Raw genomic sequence first — 14,687 nt, 5'->3', positions numbered from 1 at the left:
ACCGATTTTCCGGCCGGTTCGCCGGGCGCCCGGGGTTCCCGGGCGCCCGGCCCGGCTCAGCCGGGATCCGCGGTCCGCGCGACGACCGGGCGGACCGCCGGTGGGCTCTCGGCGAGGGCCGGCCGCACCGGTACGCCCGGTGCCCCCCGCCCGCCCGGCCCGCCCGCGGCGGCCGGCGCCGCCCGGGTCGTCGAGGCGGGCGCGGCGGAGGCCGGCGGCCCGGCGGCGGCCGGCGTCGTCGTCGAAGGCGTCGTCGTCGAAGGCGCCGGCGACGACGCCGCCGGCGGCGCCGGGGTCGTCGGTGAGAGCTGGCGCAGCCGGTCCAGCGCCGCCTGGAGGTCCGTCTGGGCCCTGCCGTAGGCGGCGAAGTCCGGCGGACTCTTCCCGAGCGCTTCCTGGCCCGCCTGGTAGGCGCGTTCGGCTTCGGTGACGGCGCCCGCCAGATCCCCGGCCGGCGGTGTCGACGGCGCGGGGCTCGACGGTGTCGGGGACGTCGCCTCCGGCTCGGTGCCCGTGGACGGCGCGGCCGAGGTGCCCGCCCCGGCCGCGGACGCGCCGGCCCCGGCCCCGAACACGTCGTTGAGCGCCTCGGCGAGCGAGAAGCCGAAGCCGATACGGTCCCCGAAGGCCGCCGCGACCCCCTGCAGGGTCGGGTAGCCCGTCGACCCGCGGGCCTGGACGTAGTAGGGCTCCACATAGAGCAGCCCACCCGCCACGGGCAGCGTCAGCAGGTTGCCCTCGATCGTCTGCGAGCCCGCCCCGCGCCAGAGGTTGAGCTGCCGGGCGACGTCACCGTTCGACTCGATGGCGTTCTGCACCTGCACCGGACCGTTGATCGTGTCACCCGGTGGCAGTTGCAGCAGGGTGAACCGGCCGTAGTTCTCCGGATCCATCGAGACGGCCATGTAGGCCGCCAGCTTGGACGATCGCGCCGAGATCAGCGGCGAGGTCAGGTTGTAGGACGGCTCGTCGCGCCCGGGGAGCTGGCTGTAGACGTAGAACGGCGGCTGCGGCTCGCGGGTGTCGTCCGGGGAGTCGGAGACCGCCCAGAAGTCCTCCTGGGAGTAGAAGTCCCGCGGGTTGGACACGTGGTACTGCCCGAGCAGGTCCCGCTGGACCTTGAACATGTCCTCCGGGTAGCGGAAGTGCTCCATCAGCGCCGACGGGATGTCGGCCTTGGGGCGCACCGTGTCGGGGAACGCCTTCATCCAGGTCCGCAGCACCGGGTCCTGCTCGTCCCAGGCGTACAGGGTCACGGTGCCGTTGTAGGCGTCGACGGTCGCCTTCACCGAGTTCCGGATGTAGTTCACCTGGTTCTCGGGCTGCTGGGTGCGGTTGCGGCTCTGGGTGGTCACGGCGTCGGCGGTGACGTCACCGAAGGTCCGCCGGGCCGAGTAGGGGTAGCCGTCCGAGGTGGTGTAGCCGTCGAGGATCCAGGTGACCCGCCCGTCGACCACCGCCGGGTAGGGGTCGCCGTCCAGGGTGAGCCAGGGGGCCACCTTGCTGACCCGGTCCCGCGGGTTGCGCTCGTAGAGGATGCGCGACTGGCCGGTGATGTCGCCGGAGAGCAGGATGTTCGGCTCCCCGAAACGCAGCGCGAACAGCGCCTGTCGGAAGGTCGAGCCGATGGAGACACCGCCGTCGCCGTCGTAGCTGGTCGTGAGCTGGGTGTCGTTCGGCCCCGGGCCGTCGATCTCCGCCTGGCGGGTGCCGACGATCGAGTACTCCGGGGACATCTCGCCGAAGTAGATCCGGCTCTCGGTGACCCCGAAGTTGCCGGTCTCCGGCAGGTTGCGCTCGGTGAACGCGGGCCGGCCCTCGTCGGCGGTGTTGGACGGCGCCGCGACGAAGCCCCGCCCGTGGGTGTAGGTCAGGTGCTGGTTGATCCAGTTCCGCTGGTCCTCACCCAGGCCGTCCTGGTTGAGCTCACGGACCGAGACCACGTAGTCCCGGGTCGTGTCCTTCCCGCCCGTGGTCGTGGTGTAGCGGTCGACGTCGAGGGTCTGCGGGAACCCGTAGTAACCACGGATCTGCTGGAGCTGCTGGAACGTGGTCGACAGCTTGCTCGGATCAAGCAGCCGGATGTTCGGGACGGTGCCCTTGTCCTCGGCTATCTGCCGCGCGGTCGCACCCGTGCTCGCCGGATAGGCGACCGGTTGTACGTCCTCGATGCCGTACGCGGACCTGGTCGCGGCGATGTTGCGCGCGATGTAGGGCTCCTCGCGCGACGCCTCGTTCGGCCGGACCTGGAACTGCTGCACGATCGCCGGGTAGATCCCGCCGATGACCACCGAGGACAGCACGAGGATGCCCGCGCCGAGGACCGGCAGCGTCCAGCCCCGTTGGAAGATGTTGTAGATGAACAGCACGGCGCAGGCCAGCGAGATGAACAGCAGGATGAGCTTCGCCGGCAGTACCGCGTGGACGTCGGTGTAGGACGCCCCGGTCGACACACCCCGGGCCGAGAACACCAGCCCGAAGCGGTCCAGGTAGTACGCCCACGCCTTGAGCAGCGCGACCAGCCCGAGCAGCACGGAGATGTGCGCCTTCGCCGCCGGGGCCACCCGCTCGCCGGCGGACTGCAGCCGGATTCCGCCGAACAGGTAGTGCGTGAGCACCGCTACCAGCAGGGACAGCATGACCGCGGTGAGCAGGAAGGCGAGCAGGAAGCGCTGGAACGGATAGCTGAAGGTGTAGTAGCTGATGTCCCGGCCGAACTGGGCGTCGGTCTGGCCGAACGGCTCACTGTTGATCCACAGCAGCCAGGTCTGCCAGCGCCCGGACGCCGACAGCCCGGCGATCAGCCCGAACAGGGTCGAGACCGCCAGCAGTACGAGCAGCATGTACGGTTCGATCGCCACGCGGTACCGCTCGAGGTTCTGCTGCTCGGTCGAGAGAGGACGGATAGGCGGCCGCAACTTGTAGGCGAGTACGATGTTCGTTCCCACCGCGATTGCCATGACCGCACCGAAGAGCACGAACAGAAGTATTCGCGTGAATACTACGGTGCCGAAGACACTGCTGAAGTCCACCGAACGGTAGAACAGAAGATCTGTGTACAGGCGAGTGAACACGCCGAGAAACACGACGAGCAGGACCAGAATGACCAGCACCGGCACGAGCAGGCGTGTGCGTGTCAGCAGCGGTCTGCGACTGGTTCCTGCCACAAGCTCCTCCGTCCGTTCCGGGCGCGGGTCGAGTGCCCGCCTTCAGGGCAACCTACGCCAGCCGAGTGTGGCTAGATCCGAGAGGATGGGTCGGTGACCAGTCCGAGCATCACCGAGTTGACCTCCGTCGTCCTGGAGGTCGAACGCCACGTCGCCGAGCTGGGCTGGGACCAGCCCAGCCAGGTCTACGCCCTCGCGGACACCTCCGAGCTGCTGATGCGCGAACCGGGCCTCGCGCCCCACATCGGCGATGCCCCGCCAGGATCCCTAACGCCGGTGGAGCAGGAACCGCTCCCGGCCGGCCGCCTCGACGAAGTCCTGTCCGGCATCGGCTGGCCGCCCGAGGTTCTCGGCTGCGTCCTCGTCACCGAGCTGGTCGTGCTGCCGCCCAGCGCCGAGGCCGAGGTGCCCTACGACGAGCGTGACATCGAGCACTGGGCGGCCAACCACCCCGAGCGCCAGGACGTCCGCCTCGCGGTCGGGGTGACCCGCGCCGGCATGCACGCCTCGTGCCTGCGGGTACGCGGCGACGACGAGCTGGTCATCGACCCCGACCTCGCCGACAACCTGGTCGACGGCCTGCTCGAGACCTTCCGGTAGGGCCGGTCCGAGAAGCTGGAAGCCGTCGTGCGGGGGCCCCGCCCCCGCACGACGGCTCGGCTCCCGCACGGCGGCTCGGCCCCCGCACATGCATGCCGCCGCGCGGCCGTCGGCGCTACGCCGCGGAGCAGGTTGGCACGTTGGCGGCGTCGGGCTTGTCCCGCAGGGTGTTGAGCGCGTCCAACGCGCCCGACAGATCCTCCACCTGGACGAGCCGCAGGCCGGCGTTCATCCGGACGGCGTCGGCGCAGTTGTCCTTCGGTACCAGGAAGACCGAGGCACCGGCCCGCCGCGCGCCGAGGATCTTCTGCTGGATGCCCCCGATCGGGCCGACCTCGCCCGCGGCGTCGATGGTCCCCGTGCCGGCGATCGTCTTCCCGCCGGTCAGCTCGCCGGGGGTGAGCAGGTCGACGATGCCGAGCGCGAACATCAGCCCGGCGCTGGGCCCGCCGATGTCGGAGATCCGGATACGGACGGTAAACGGGTACGACCGCTTCTCCGTGGTCGTCACCCCGATCATCGGCCGCGCCGGATCGTCCGTCGCCGGCCTGGTGGTGATCCGCGCGGTGGCGGCGGCGCCGTCCCGCCGGTAGGCGACCTCGACCACCTCACCGGGCTTCACCCGGCCGATCCGCTCCCGTAGACCGTCCTGACCGGTGATGGCGACGCCGCCGACGGAGGTGATGACGTCACCGGCGCGCAGCAGGCCCTGGGCCGGCGAATCGGACAGCACCTCGTGCACGACGACCTCCGTCCCGGTCGGGGCGATACCCAGCTCGCTCAGCGCGGCCGCGGTCGCCTGGTCCTGGGAGTCGATCATCGCCTGGGTGTTCTCCTGCCGGATCTGCTCCTGGCTGGAGCCCGGCGGACGAACCAGCTCGCTGGGCACGACGGCCCGGTCGGAGGCGAACCAGTCCTGCAGGGCACCGAGCAGGTTCAGCCGAGGCGTCTCCTCGACGGTGGTCAGTTCGAGACTGCCAGCCGTCGGGAAGGTCTCGTGGCCGTCGATCTCGATCAGCGGTGCCCCGGCGACCTTGCCGAGAGTGTCCGTGACCGGACCAGGCGCGAATGTCACAAAGGGCACCGGTAGCCACAGGCCCGCGACGGCGAGCATCAGCGTCAGCACCGACGCAACGAAGAGTGTCTGCGCGCGGCGGCCCATGCCGGTGAGTCTACGTAGATCGCCGCTGGCAGTTCGGATGACCGTCCACCGACCGGCCCATCGGCCCGCCCGTGGCCCGGCCGGGCGACACCGGGGCGCCGCTCGGCCGGGACGAGCCGTCAGGCGTCGGCCGGACGGGCCAGATCTCGGGAATCTCGGGAATCTCGGTCGCCCCGGGGATCGTGGCGATCCAGGCCCGGCTCGCCGCCCGTCGGGTCGGGCTCACTACCGGCGGGCCGCGCCGACGGGACGGAGACGGGCATCATGGTCACCGAGGGTGACACCGTGACGGTGGTCACCTCGCGCGCGGACGGGATGGGGCGGGCGAGGGCAGCCATGCTCCGGCGGTATCCCTCGACGGTGATCATGGCTTCGGAGGTGCGGTCGGGTCGGCTGCGCAGGGTGAACCAGGCAAGAGCCAGGAGCACCGCGGCAGGTGGGATCAGCAGGAACCACATGGCGGCCTCGACGTCGAGACGGGGGAAGGAAGATGACCAATATCTATCCTAGGTGCCCCGCTCAGCAGGCGCCTACCCATTCTGTCGCGCCGTCGGCGAATGCCTGGCGCTTCCAGATGGGCACCTGTTCCTTCACGTCATCGATGAGGCGTCGGCAGGCCGTCAGCGCCTCCGCGCGGTGCACGGCGCCGACGGCCACGACGACCGCGATGTCCCCGATCGCCAGCCGGCCGGTCCGATGCAGCACCGCTATGGCATGAACGCCCAGCTCAGCAGCCACATCAGCGGCCACCCGGGCCAACTCGTCGGCAGCCCGGGGATGCGCGCTGTACTCGAGGTCGGCCACCGACCTGCCGTGGTCGTGATCTCGTACGGTGCCGACGAAGAGGCCGATTCCACCGACCTCCGGCCGGCGCACGGCGGCCAGGCATTCGTCGACGGAGAGCGGCAATTCACGCATCTCCGCAAGAACGACGACACCCCTGGCCACACCGTCGACAACGGGCGCCGGATCCGAGCAGGTCACATCCACCCCTCGACGGTAACGCCCGGCCGACTCCGTTTCACCGGTCGGCCGGAAAACGCACTACCGTGGGTTCATGTCCCTACGGCACGCCCACAGGCCCCACCCATGAGCGGCGGCGGCTTCCCCTTCGGCTTCGGCCCCACCTCGGGTGGCGACCCGGAGCGCCCCGCCGGCGGGGCCCCGTTCTTCGCCGAGCTCGAACGGCTGCTCTCCTGGCAGGGCGGTCCGGTCAACTGGGAGCTCGCCCGCCAGGTCGCGGTGCGGGCCCTGGGCGGCGACGACCGCGCGGTGCGGGCCGCCGAGACCGGTGAGGTCGAGAAGGCGCTGCGCATCGCCGATGTCTGGCTCGACCCGATGACCGCGCTGCCGGCCGGCGCGACCACCGCCGCCGCGTGGTCCCGCGAGCAGTGGATCGAGGTCACGCTGCCCGTCTGGCGGACGCTGTGCGATCCGGTGGCGGGCAAGGTCGTCGAGGCCATGCGCACCGGGATCTCGTCCGGGCTAAGCCAGCTCGGCGGCGGCGACCTGCCGCCCGAGCTCGCGGGCGCGCTGCCGCCCGGCCTCGACCTCGGCCGGCTGATGGGCGCCGGCGGGCCGGTCGTGCAGATGATGAACCAGGTCGGCGGCATGCTCTTCGGCGCGCAGGTCGGCCAGGCCATCGGCAGCCTGGCGGCCGAGGTGGTCAGCTCGACCGAGGTCGGGCTGCCACTGGGGCCGGCGGGCACGGCCGCCCTGCTGCCGGCGAACGTGGCCGCCTTCGGGCAGGGCCTGGGTGTCGCGGACGAGGAGGTCCGCATCTACCTGGCGCTGCGCGAGGCGGCGTCGAACCGGCTGTACGCGCATGTGCCCTGGCTGCGGGCGCATGTGCTGGGGGCGGTCGAGGAGTACGCGCGCGGCATCGCCGTGGACCCCGAGGCGGTCGGCCGCGTGATGCGGATGATCGACCCCACCGCGCTGATGAACCCCGAGCGGCTCACCGAGGCGCTCGGCGAGGACGTCTTCGCCGACGCGGACACCCCCGAGCAGAAGGCTGCGCTGGCCCGCCTGGAGCTGATCCTGGCGCTGATCGAGGGCTGGGTGGACCACGTCGCGGACACCGCCGCGTCCGAACACCTGCCATCGGCGGCGAAGCTGCGGGAGATGGTCCGCCGACGCCGCGCCGAGGGCGGCCCGGGAGAGCAGATCTTCGCCACCCTCGTGGGCCTGTCCCTGCGCCCGCGCCGGCTGCGCGAGGCCGCCGCGTTGTGGGAGGCGTTGCGCGAGGCCCGCGGGAACGACGGACGGGACGCGGTGTGGGCGCATCCGGACCTGCTGCCCGGTGGGGAGGACCTGGCGGATCCGTCCGCGTTCGTCGCCGGCTCCGGGTCTGGCTCCGACGTCGACATCATGGCGGAAATCGAGAAACTCGACGACACCGCGCCCGGAGAAGACACTCCGCCGTCCTCCGGTGACTCGCCTTCCTGACCTCGACACTCCCGACCCAGCGTGACATGCCCGGGTCTGAGGACCACACGAATTGACCGGCAAGGCGAATCAGTCGTAGCTTGACCTCGCGGCCCCCGGGTATGCGAGGCGCCTCCGGAAGGGGAAGCCGGAGGCTCCACGTTCCACCCGGGGGTTCGTCTTCCTCCCCCGGTCGCGCCAGCCGCCGGTCGTGCCAGCCGCTGCACGCCGGTCGCCTCGCGCTCCGCGGCGAATCGGGCGTGCCCGGGTGTGTGCCGCCGTCCCTGCCCGCGGCCGATCGGTTCGCGACCCGCCGGCCCGGCCGGAGACGCCAGGTCCGCCCACAGGTCAGGACCGTTCCGGAATGGGCTGTCCACAGGGCGCGATCATCCGCACTGCGGCATTTCGATCTCATGTCATCGTGGACCTGTCGTCATCGCCGCCGGCCCGCTCGGCGCCGGCCGACGCGAAGGAGGTCCCGTGCGCCCGGTCCTCAAACCCGGTCTTCGCCGCCTCTGGCGGGACAGCACCACGCTGCAGATCGGTGTAGATCCACTACGTGCCGTCATCATCACCGACCTGACCCCGGCGGATGTCTCAGCGCTCGACGCACTGGACCCACCGGGCCCCGACCACGACCCCGGCGGCCAGGCCGACGATCCCGCCGCCCAGATGATGATCGAGATACTGGCCCAGGCCGGGCTGCTCGACGACAACGCCGCGGCCGGACCGGCACCTCCGGACGACGCCGACCATGGCCGCCTGGCTCCGGACGTCGCCGCGATGTCACTCGCGACCTTCGGAGTGCGGCCGCCCAGCTCGGTGTTCGCCGCCCGTCGCCTCGCCCGGGTCGCCGTGCGCGGTGCCGGGCGGATCGGCGCCCAGATAGCGGCGCTGCTCACCGCGGCCGGCGTCGGGCAGGTCATCGTCGACGACCCCGGCTCCACCTCCGCCGCGGATGTCGCGCCCGGGGGGCTGCGGCTCGACGACATCGGGCGGCCCCGGGCCCTCGCCGCCCGTTCCGCGATGGGGCGGGTCGGCGGCGGGGCGCCGCGGTCCGGTGGATCCGCGCGGTCACCCCGCTCCCCCGAGATCGAGCCCTTCCGCCCCGACCTCGTCCTGCTCGCCCCGGTGGGAATCCCCCTGGTCCACCCGGACGAGTGCCTGGGGCTGGAGCGGTCCGGGGTCCCGCATCTGCTGGCCGGCGTCCGCGAGACCACCGGCATCGTCGGGCCGCTTGTGGTGCCGGCGGTCAGCTCGTGTCTGCACTGCCAGCACCTGTACCGCGACGCCCGGGACCCCGACTGGCCGATCCTGGCGCTACAGATGGTCCGGCCGTCGGGGCGTGGCCCCGACCCCTGCGAGATCTCCCTCGCCACGCTCGTCGCCTCGATGGCCGTCATGCAGGCGCTCGACTACCTCGAGGCCAGGCCGCCGGGGGGCCGCGGATCGACGGCAGGCCTGCCCGCCACCGCCGGCGGCACCCTGGAGGTCGACCGATCCGATCTGCGGATCCGGCGCCGCACCTGGCCGGTGCACCCGGAGTGCCCCTGCCGCACCGCGCGCGCCGCGGCCGACTCGCCGGACCCCGGAGACCAGTCCGGCCTGTCGCCGCCCGTGTTCACCTCGTCCAGCTCCACGGATGCCATCGGCCCCAGCCCGGCCGTCTGAACACGGGTACGGCGCGGGCGGCGCGGCATCCGGCCTGAGGAGGCACGATGGAGCTGTGTCCGACATCCCACGGCGAGCGGTCGTCCGCACCGCCAAGCTCGCGACCCTCCCGATCGGCATCGCCGGCCGGGCGACACTCGGCGTCGGAAAGCGCCTCGGTGGCAGACCCGCCGAGGCCGTCGCGACCGAGCTACAGCAACGCACGGCGGCACAGATCTTCCGGGTGCTCGGCGACCTCAAGGGCGGGGCCATGAAGCTCGGGCAGGCGCTGTCCGTCTTCGAGGCCGCGCTGCCTGACGAGGTCGCCGGCCCCTACCGAGCCGCGCTGACAAAACTGCAGGAGGCGGCGCCGCCGCTGCCCGCCGCCACGGTGCACAAGGTTCTCGCCGACGAGCTCGGTCCCGAATGGCGAGCCCTGTTCACCAGCTTCGACGACACACCCGCCGCCGCCGCGAGCATCGGCCAGGTGCACCGCGCCGTCTGGGCGGACGGCCGGGCCGTCGCGGTGAAGATCCAGTACCCGGGGGCGGGCGCGGCCCTGCTCGCGGATCTGAACCAGTTGGGCCGCGCCGCCCGGCTCTTCGGCGCGCTGACGCCCGGCCTCGACATAAAGCCGCTGGTCACGGAGCTCAAGGCGCGTATCACCGAGGAGCTCGACTATCGGCTCGAAGCCGCCTGGCAGCGGGCGTTCGCAGAGGCGTACGCCGAAGATCCGGACATCGTCGTCCCCCGGCCGATCGCCGGGGCGGACCGGGTCCTGGTCAGCGAGTGGATCGACGGGGTACCGCTGTCGACCATCATCGACCGGGGGACGCAGGAGGAGCGAGACCGTGCCGGGCTGCTCCTGGTCCGCTTCCTCTACTCCTGCCCCGGCCGGGCCGGGCTGCTCCACGCCGACCCGCACCCGGGCAACTTCCGGCTCCTCGCGGACGGCCGGCTCGGTGTTCTCGACTTCGGAGCGGTGAACCGCCTGCCCGGAGGCCTGCCCGAGCCGATCGGCCGGCTCGCCCGGCTGACCCTCGCCGGGGACGCCGACGCCGTCGCCGAGGGGCTGCGGGCGGAGGGGTTCATCCCCGAGGGCGTCACCATCCCCGCGGACGACCTGCTCGACTACCTGGCACCGATGCTCGCGCCGATCACCGACGACGAGTTCACCTTCTCCCGCGGCTGGCTACGTGGGGAGGCACTCCGGCTCAGCGACTGGCGTTCCGCCGCGGCGCAGCTCGGCCGCCAGCTCAACCTGCCGCCGTCCTATCTGCTGATCCACCGGGTGACGCTCGGCGCGATCGGGATCCTCTGCCAGCTCGGCAGCTCCGGTCCGTTCCGGGCCGAGATGGAACGCTGGCAGCCCGGGTTCGCCCCACCCCGCAGCGCCGCCGCGCGGCACGCGGCGTCCGCGAACCGGCCGAACCGCCGTCTGCCCCGACTCCACGTCGAGGACGACACCGGGGTCATCCGCCCGCTATCCGGGCCGGTGGTCCTCGCCACCACCCCGACACAGCGCTCGGGACGCTCGCGTGCGCGCAGCCGAGTCCGCCCATCGCAACAGCCCGGGGCACCGCAACAGCCCGGGGCACCGGTACAGGCCGGGCCGGCGGAACAGGCCGGGCCGGCGAACGCCAGCACGCCGCAGCAGGCGGGTCCACCCGAGACCAGTCGACCATCTCGGCAGGCCCGGCCAGCTCCTCGAAACCGGCACAAGCTCGAGAAGGAAGCCCAGCCCGAAGCGGGGACCCAGCCCGAATCCGGCTGACCCGAACGTCGACCAGGTTCCCCGACTCGGGCATGTCGAGTCTCCGATCTGCTGGTTTGGTCTGACCTATTGGTTTGGGTTGGAAGGGGCCCAGATCCGGCACCACCAGTGTCAGCGCCGACCCGCCCAGACCAGAGCAGCCCCGCCGGAAACCCCGGGGTCACGCGGAATCGTCCGAACGCCTGGGAACGGTAGGGACCACCGGTCGGGAAAACCCGGGACCCGGCCGGAAACACCCGGGATCGCTCGGAAACACTCGGAAACACTCGGGATCGTCCGAGAACGGTCGGGGACCCGGTCGGGGACCGGTGCAGAGCGAGTCGTGTCAGGGTCGATCCGGCGAGCAGCGCTCTGGCCGTGCCGTACGGCCACGGTCCGCGCCCTCCGCGGCGCCGTGGTCCCGGGCAAGAAGCGCGTGGACCGACTCGACACTCTTCGACCAGCCACCGGCACTCATCGTCACTCGACCCGGGCCCCGGCGAAGTGTGTTGTCCCAGCCGCAGATGGGCTGACCAGAGCAACACACTTCGGTGGCTCGCCCCACCAGATCCCTCTCGGACGCCGAGATTCCGGGCCGGACCTGCTCCAACGATCTCCACCCTGCTCGCCCTTTGACATTTTTCTTGCCCTTTCGGGGGTCAACCTCGGAGCATCCCGCTCCGAAAGGGCGAGAAGGAAATCAAACGGCGAGCAGGCCGCCCGACACATTGGGGGTTTATGTCCGATGAGTGGCTTTATCGTGACCCGGTGCCGCCCCAGGCACGGCAAACCGGCCTCGGTCCGGGGCCGGGCCGGACGGGGCCGAACGGGACGGGACGGGGCCGGGCGGGACGGGACGGGACGGGGCCGGGCGGGACGGGACGGGGCCGGGCGGGACGGGACGGGGCCGGGCGGGACGGGACGGGACGGGACGGGGCCGGGCGGGACGGGACGGGGCCGGGCGGAGCTCAGGTGCCTGACGGCTGCGGCGGCAGGGTGGCCGTCGGGCGAGCCCCCGGGTCGCTCGCTCCGCCCTGGTCCGCCGGGCCATCTGGCGTGGCCAGGTCTCCGCGCCGCGCCTGCTCCTCTGACCGCGCCTGCTCCTCGGACCGCGTCTCGCCTCTGGAATACGCCGGATCCGCGATACCGCCTGAGTTCCCGGCACCGCCTGAGTTCCCGGCACCGGCCGGGCCGGCCGGATCGGCGGTGGCGGCGGTCGAGGGGTCGTCGTCGCCGGTGAGGCCCAGGTAGATGAAGCCGTAGCCCTCGTCCCGGAAGACCACTCCGGCGCGGTGCAGGGCGACGTCCCAGTCACCGCGGCAGTCGGGGTCGGCCGCTTCGAATCCGTGGTCGGCGGTGAGCAGGATGGCCGTCTGGTCGGCGCGGCCACGGCGCTCCACCAGGTCGAGGAACACCCCCAGCCGGCGGTCGGCGTCGGCCAGCGCGGCGCGGGCCTCGGGCGAGTAGGGCCCGCCACCGTGATGACCGGTGTCGGTGATGGTGGTGTTCCACCAGGTCAGCGCGGGTGGTTCCCGGCCTTCGGCCCACAGGTCGATGATCTGGTTCAGTCCCAGCGCGTCCACTCTCGTCGACCAGGCGTAGTTCGGGTCGGCGGTGACCCACTCGGCGCTCGCGTGCGGGTCACCCTCGGCGGCCGGCAGGTAGTCCTCCATCCCGCCACCGGAGCCTCCGCCATCGGAGCCCCCGTCGCCCGCGGCCGGGCCGACCCCGAGGGCTCGCACCAGGCCGAACGTCGAGTAGCTCGCACCGCGGTCGATCGGCTCGTTCACGCAGGCCGTCTCGGCCCCGGGGCGGGAGCGGGTCACCGCCTCGAACACCGTCGACACGCCGTCCCGGAGCTGGTCACAGGCGACGTGCCAGGTCGCGGCCTCGTTAGTGATCACCTGGCGGTCGGTCGCGCGGTCGAAGTAGACGTTGTGCAGGATGCCGTGGCGGCCGGGGCCGGCACCGGTGATCGCCGAGGTGTGGTTGGTGAGGGTCACGCTCGGGAACTCGGCCACGGCGCCACCGGTCAGCGCGACGCCGCGGGCCAGCAGGCGGGCGACGTTCGGGAGCTCTCCCCGGGCGGTGAGGTCGAGCAGATCGTTGCAGTTCGTCCCGTCCCACAGCAGCCCGACCACGTGCCGGGCTCCCGGGCCGGCCAGATCGTCGGGCGCGGTTCCCTCCGCCTCGGGCATCGCCGCCCCGGCGAGCGCGGCCAGGGTCGGGCCGACGTCGATCACCCGGGCGACCCTCGGCAGCAGGCCGCGGGCGGTCACACCGGCCCCGGACAGGACGAACGGCGCCCGGGACTGCCCGGCGTCCAGCGAGCCGTGCTCCCCCAGGTGACCGCCCCGTTCTGGCCAGTAGTGCCGCGGGGTGTGGACGACGGCGATGTCCGGCGAGCGCGTCGGGTCGGCGAACATGGACAGCAGGCGCCGCCCCGCGAACGGATAGGCGTTACGCGCGGCCGGCGGTGACGGGTCGGCGAGCGCGGCCGCCAACGGAACGCCGTGCATCGGGTCCTGGACGGCGACCGGATCCCGGCCGCGCAGAACCTCCCACGGCCCGTCCGGGTCGTCGACCGGCAGGCGCGACGCGCCGTCGGCGTTCGCGACGTGCAACCAGCCGTCCTCGACCCACGCGACCAGGTCGACGACGTGGGCGAGATCGGGCCGGGTGAGGACGGCCACCGCCGATGCCAGCCCGGGCCGGGCGGCCACCTCAGCCACCCTCGCCGCCCCGGCCGCTCCGCCCACCCCGGCGACCCCGGCTGCCTCGGTCACCTCGACCGCGGTGGCACCCCCGGCCGCGGTGGTCGTCACGCCGGCGGTGGCGGTGGTCGGCACAGCGGCCGTGGCCGTTGGGGCCGACACGGCCGAAGTGGCCGTTCCAGCCGAGGTGGCCGTTCCAGCCGAGGTGGCGGCCGCGGTGCTCGCGGGAGGCTCCCCGGCGGGGACGACCTGCGCGGGAGTACCGGCCGGCGCCTCGGCGACGGTGGCGACGCGGTCGGAGGTGGCGACGCGGTCGGGAGTGGCACCGCTGCGGACCGGGTACGCGCGCTCGCTGCTGGGCACGGTCGCACACTACCGGCGCCGGGGGCACCACCAGGAGAAGCACATGCCAACTCCACGGGGCGGGACGCCGACGAATCGACGTCCCGCCACCGGCCCACCTGACCAGGTCTCAGGCGGCCACCTCCTTGCGCGGGCGGCCACGGGGGCGCTTGCGGGGCACGACACGGCCCGTCACGACGAGTTCACCTCCCCAGACTCCCCACGGTTCGTTCCTGTCGATGGCGGCTGCCAGACAGGCGAGTCGCACCGGGCAGTCCACACAGACGGACTTGGCGGACTCGACGTCCGCCGGGGACTCAGCGAAGAAAAGCTCGGGGTCCACGTCCCAGCAGGGCAGGACGAGACGCTCCCGCTCGATCCGGGAAACGATCGAGGGGTCGAACACCGGGGTCACCTCCGACACTGGCGGTTTCTTCGGTTCGGTTTCTCGGTCTTGCATCCATCGACGGCGGTCAGCTCGGGTCTCGCGCTCCGGACCGGTCCGCACCGGAGCTGTCCGGTGCGGACCCGGTCCGGAGCGATGGCGGGGACGAGGGCACCGGGGCCCGGAAAACACGAAGGCCGCGGACCCCTGTCGGGTCCGCGGCCTCGGATTCGCTCCGTTTCGGCGCTATGCCAGGAGCGGATCTGGGACGGGGCCCCACAGGGCGAGCGGGCGCAGCGAACGCACGGCTGCCCGCAGGACGGTCGTGTTGCCAGTGGTGGTGCCGGCGCTCTGCCCGGTGCCGCCGGGCAGGGTCGCCCCCTGCGCCAGGACCTCGGACGCCAGGGCGTCGAACGGCAGGGCCTCGAACGCCATGCCGCCGGGCCGCCGAACGGCATGGCCGACGACGCGGGCCTGAGCCGGCTGG

General features: G+C 72.5%; 11 protein-coding genes. 4 read left to right on the top strand and 7 right to left on the bottom strand.

Translation table 11 applies throughout. The features are described 5' to 3' along the window. Nucleotides 1-56: 56 nt before the first annotated feature. Nucleotides 57-3,167, bottom strand: coding sequence for a UPF0182 family membrane protein (locus B056_RS0112775; RefSeq protein ID WP_026239641.1), 3,111 nt, complete (start codon nt 3,165-3,167; stop codon nt 57-59). Nucleotides 3,168-3,260: 93 nt separating this feature from the next. Between B056_RS0112775 and B056_RS0112770 the strand changes: the two genes are divergently transcribed. Next, nucleotides 3,261-3,767: a PPA1309 family protein gene (locus B056_RS0112770; protein ID WP_018502257.1), complete on the top strand. Its 507-nt coding sequence runs from the start codon at nt 3,261-3,263 to the stop codon at nt 3,765-3,767. A gap of 115 nt (nt 3,768-3,882) precedes the next feature. Here B056_RS0112770 and B056_RS0112765 read toward each other — a convergent pair whose 3' ends face one another. From B056_RS0112765 to B056_RS0112755, 3 genes are all read right to left on the bottom strand, one after another. Further along, a complete protein-coding gene (locus B056_RS0112765; protein ID WP_018502256.1) occupies nt 3,883-4,929 on the bottom strand; it encodes a YlbL family protein in 1,047 nt (348 codons plus the stop codon). A 119-nt stretch (nt 4,930-5,048) separates the two neighbouring features. Next, nucleotides 5,049-5,387: a hypothetical protein gene (locus tag B056_RS0112760; RefSeq protein ID WP_018502255.1), complete on the bottom strand. Its 339-nt coding sequence runs from the start codon at nt 5,385-5,387 to the stop codon at nt 5,049-5,051. Between the two features lie 61 nt (nt 5,388-5,448). Beyond that, nucleotides 5,449-5,919, bottom strand: coding sequence for a molybdenum cofactor biosynthesis protein MoaE (locus tag B056_RS0112755; protein ID WP_026239640.1), 471 nt, complete (start codon nt 5,917-5,919; stop codon nt 5,449-5,451). A 99-nt stretch (nt 5,920-6,018) separates the two neighbouring features. Here B056_RS0112755 and B056_RS0112750 point away from each other — a divergent pair, with 99 nt between their 5' ends. The 3 genes from B056_RS0112750 to B056_RS0112740 all read left to right on the top strand — a co-directional run bounded on the left by B056_RS0112750 (nt 6,019) and on the right by B056_RS0112740 (nt 10,780). Further along, complete coding sequence (locus B056_RS0112750; RefSeq protein ID WP_018502253.1) at nt 6,019-7,377, top strand: zinc-dependent metalloprotease; 1,359 nt, start codon at nt 6,019-6,021, stop codon at nt 7,375-7,377. A 459-nt stretch (nt 7,378-7,836) separates the two neighbouring features. Then, the gene (locus B056_RS0112745) at nt 7,837-9,027 is read left to right on the top strand and encodes a ThiF family adenylyltransferase (RefSeq protein ID WP_018502252.1); all 1,191 of its coding nucleotides are present in this window, start codon (nt 7,837-7,839) and stop codon (nt 9,025-9,027) included. Between the two features lie 55 nt (nt 9,028-9,082). Beyond that, nucleotides 9,083-10,780, top strand: coding sequence for an ABC1 kinase family protein (locus tag B056_RS0112740; protein WP_018502251.1), 1,698 nt, complete (start codon nt 9,083-9,085; stop codon nt 10,778-10,780). A gap of 947 nt (nt 10,781-11,727) precedes the next feature. Here B056_RS0112740 and B056_RS0112735 read toward each other — a convergent pair. The 3 genes from B056_RS0112735 to B056_RS0112725 all read right to left on the bottom strand — a co-directional run bounded on the left by B056_RS0112735 (nt 11,728) and on the right by B056_RS0112725 (nt 14,635). After that, on the bottom strand, nt 11,728-13,836 hold the full coding sequence (locus tag B056_RS0112735; RefSeq protein ID WP_018502250.1) for an alkaline phosphatase family protein: 2,109 nt from the start codon (nt 13,834-13,836) through the stop codon (nt 11,728-11,730). Between the two features lie 109 nt (nt 13,837-13,945). Then, complete coding sequence (locus B056_RS0112730) at nt 13,946-14,275, bottom strand: WhiB family transcriptional regulator (protein ID WP_230202968.1); 330 nt, start codon at nt 14,273-14,275, stop codon at nt 13,946-13,948. A 171-nt stretch (nt 14,276-14,446) separates the two neighbouring features. After that, nucleotides 14,447-14,635, bottom strand: a complete 189-nt coding sequence (locus B056_RS0112725; RefSeq protein WP_018502248.1) for a hypothetical protein — start codon at nt 14,633-14,635, stop codon at nt 14,447-14,449. Nucleotides 14,636-14,687: the final 52 nt, after the last annotated feature.

The sequence above is a fragment of the Parafrankia discariae genome, from assembly GCF_000373365.1.
Lineage (GTDB): Bacteria > Actinomycetota > Actinomycetes > Frankiales > Frankiaceae > Parafrankia > Parafrankia discariae.
Note: the sequence above shows the minus strand (reverse complement) of the source record. Positions and strands in the feature narration are given on the sequence as shown.

Excerpts from the sequence above, each read along its gene's own strand:
- B056_RS0112765 (WP_018502256.1), bottom strand. The coding sequence starts at position 4,929 with ATGGGCCGCCGCGCGCAGACACTCTTCGTTGCGTCGGTGCTGACGCTG.
- B056_RS0112760 (WP_018502255.1), bottom strand. The coding sequence starts at position 5,387 with ATGTGGTTCCTGCTGATCCCACCTGCCGCGGTGCTCCTGGCTCTTGCC.
- B056_RS0112750 (WP_018502253.1), top strand. The coding sequence starts at position 6,019 with ATGAGCGGCGGCGGCTTCCCCTTCGGCTTCGGCCCCACCTCGGGTGGC.
- B056_RS0112730 (WP_230202968.1), bottom strand. The coding sequence starts at position 14,275 with ATGCAAGACCGAGAAACCGAACCGAAGAAACCGCCAGTGTCGGAGGTG.
- B056_RS0112725 (WP_018502248.1), bottom strand. The coding sequence starts at position 14,635 with ATGGCGTTCGAGGCCCTGCCGTTCGACGCCCTGGCGTCCGAGGTCCTG.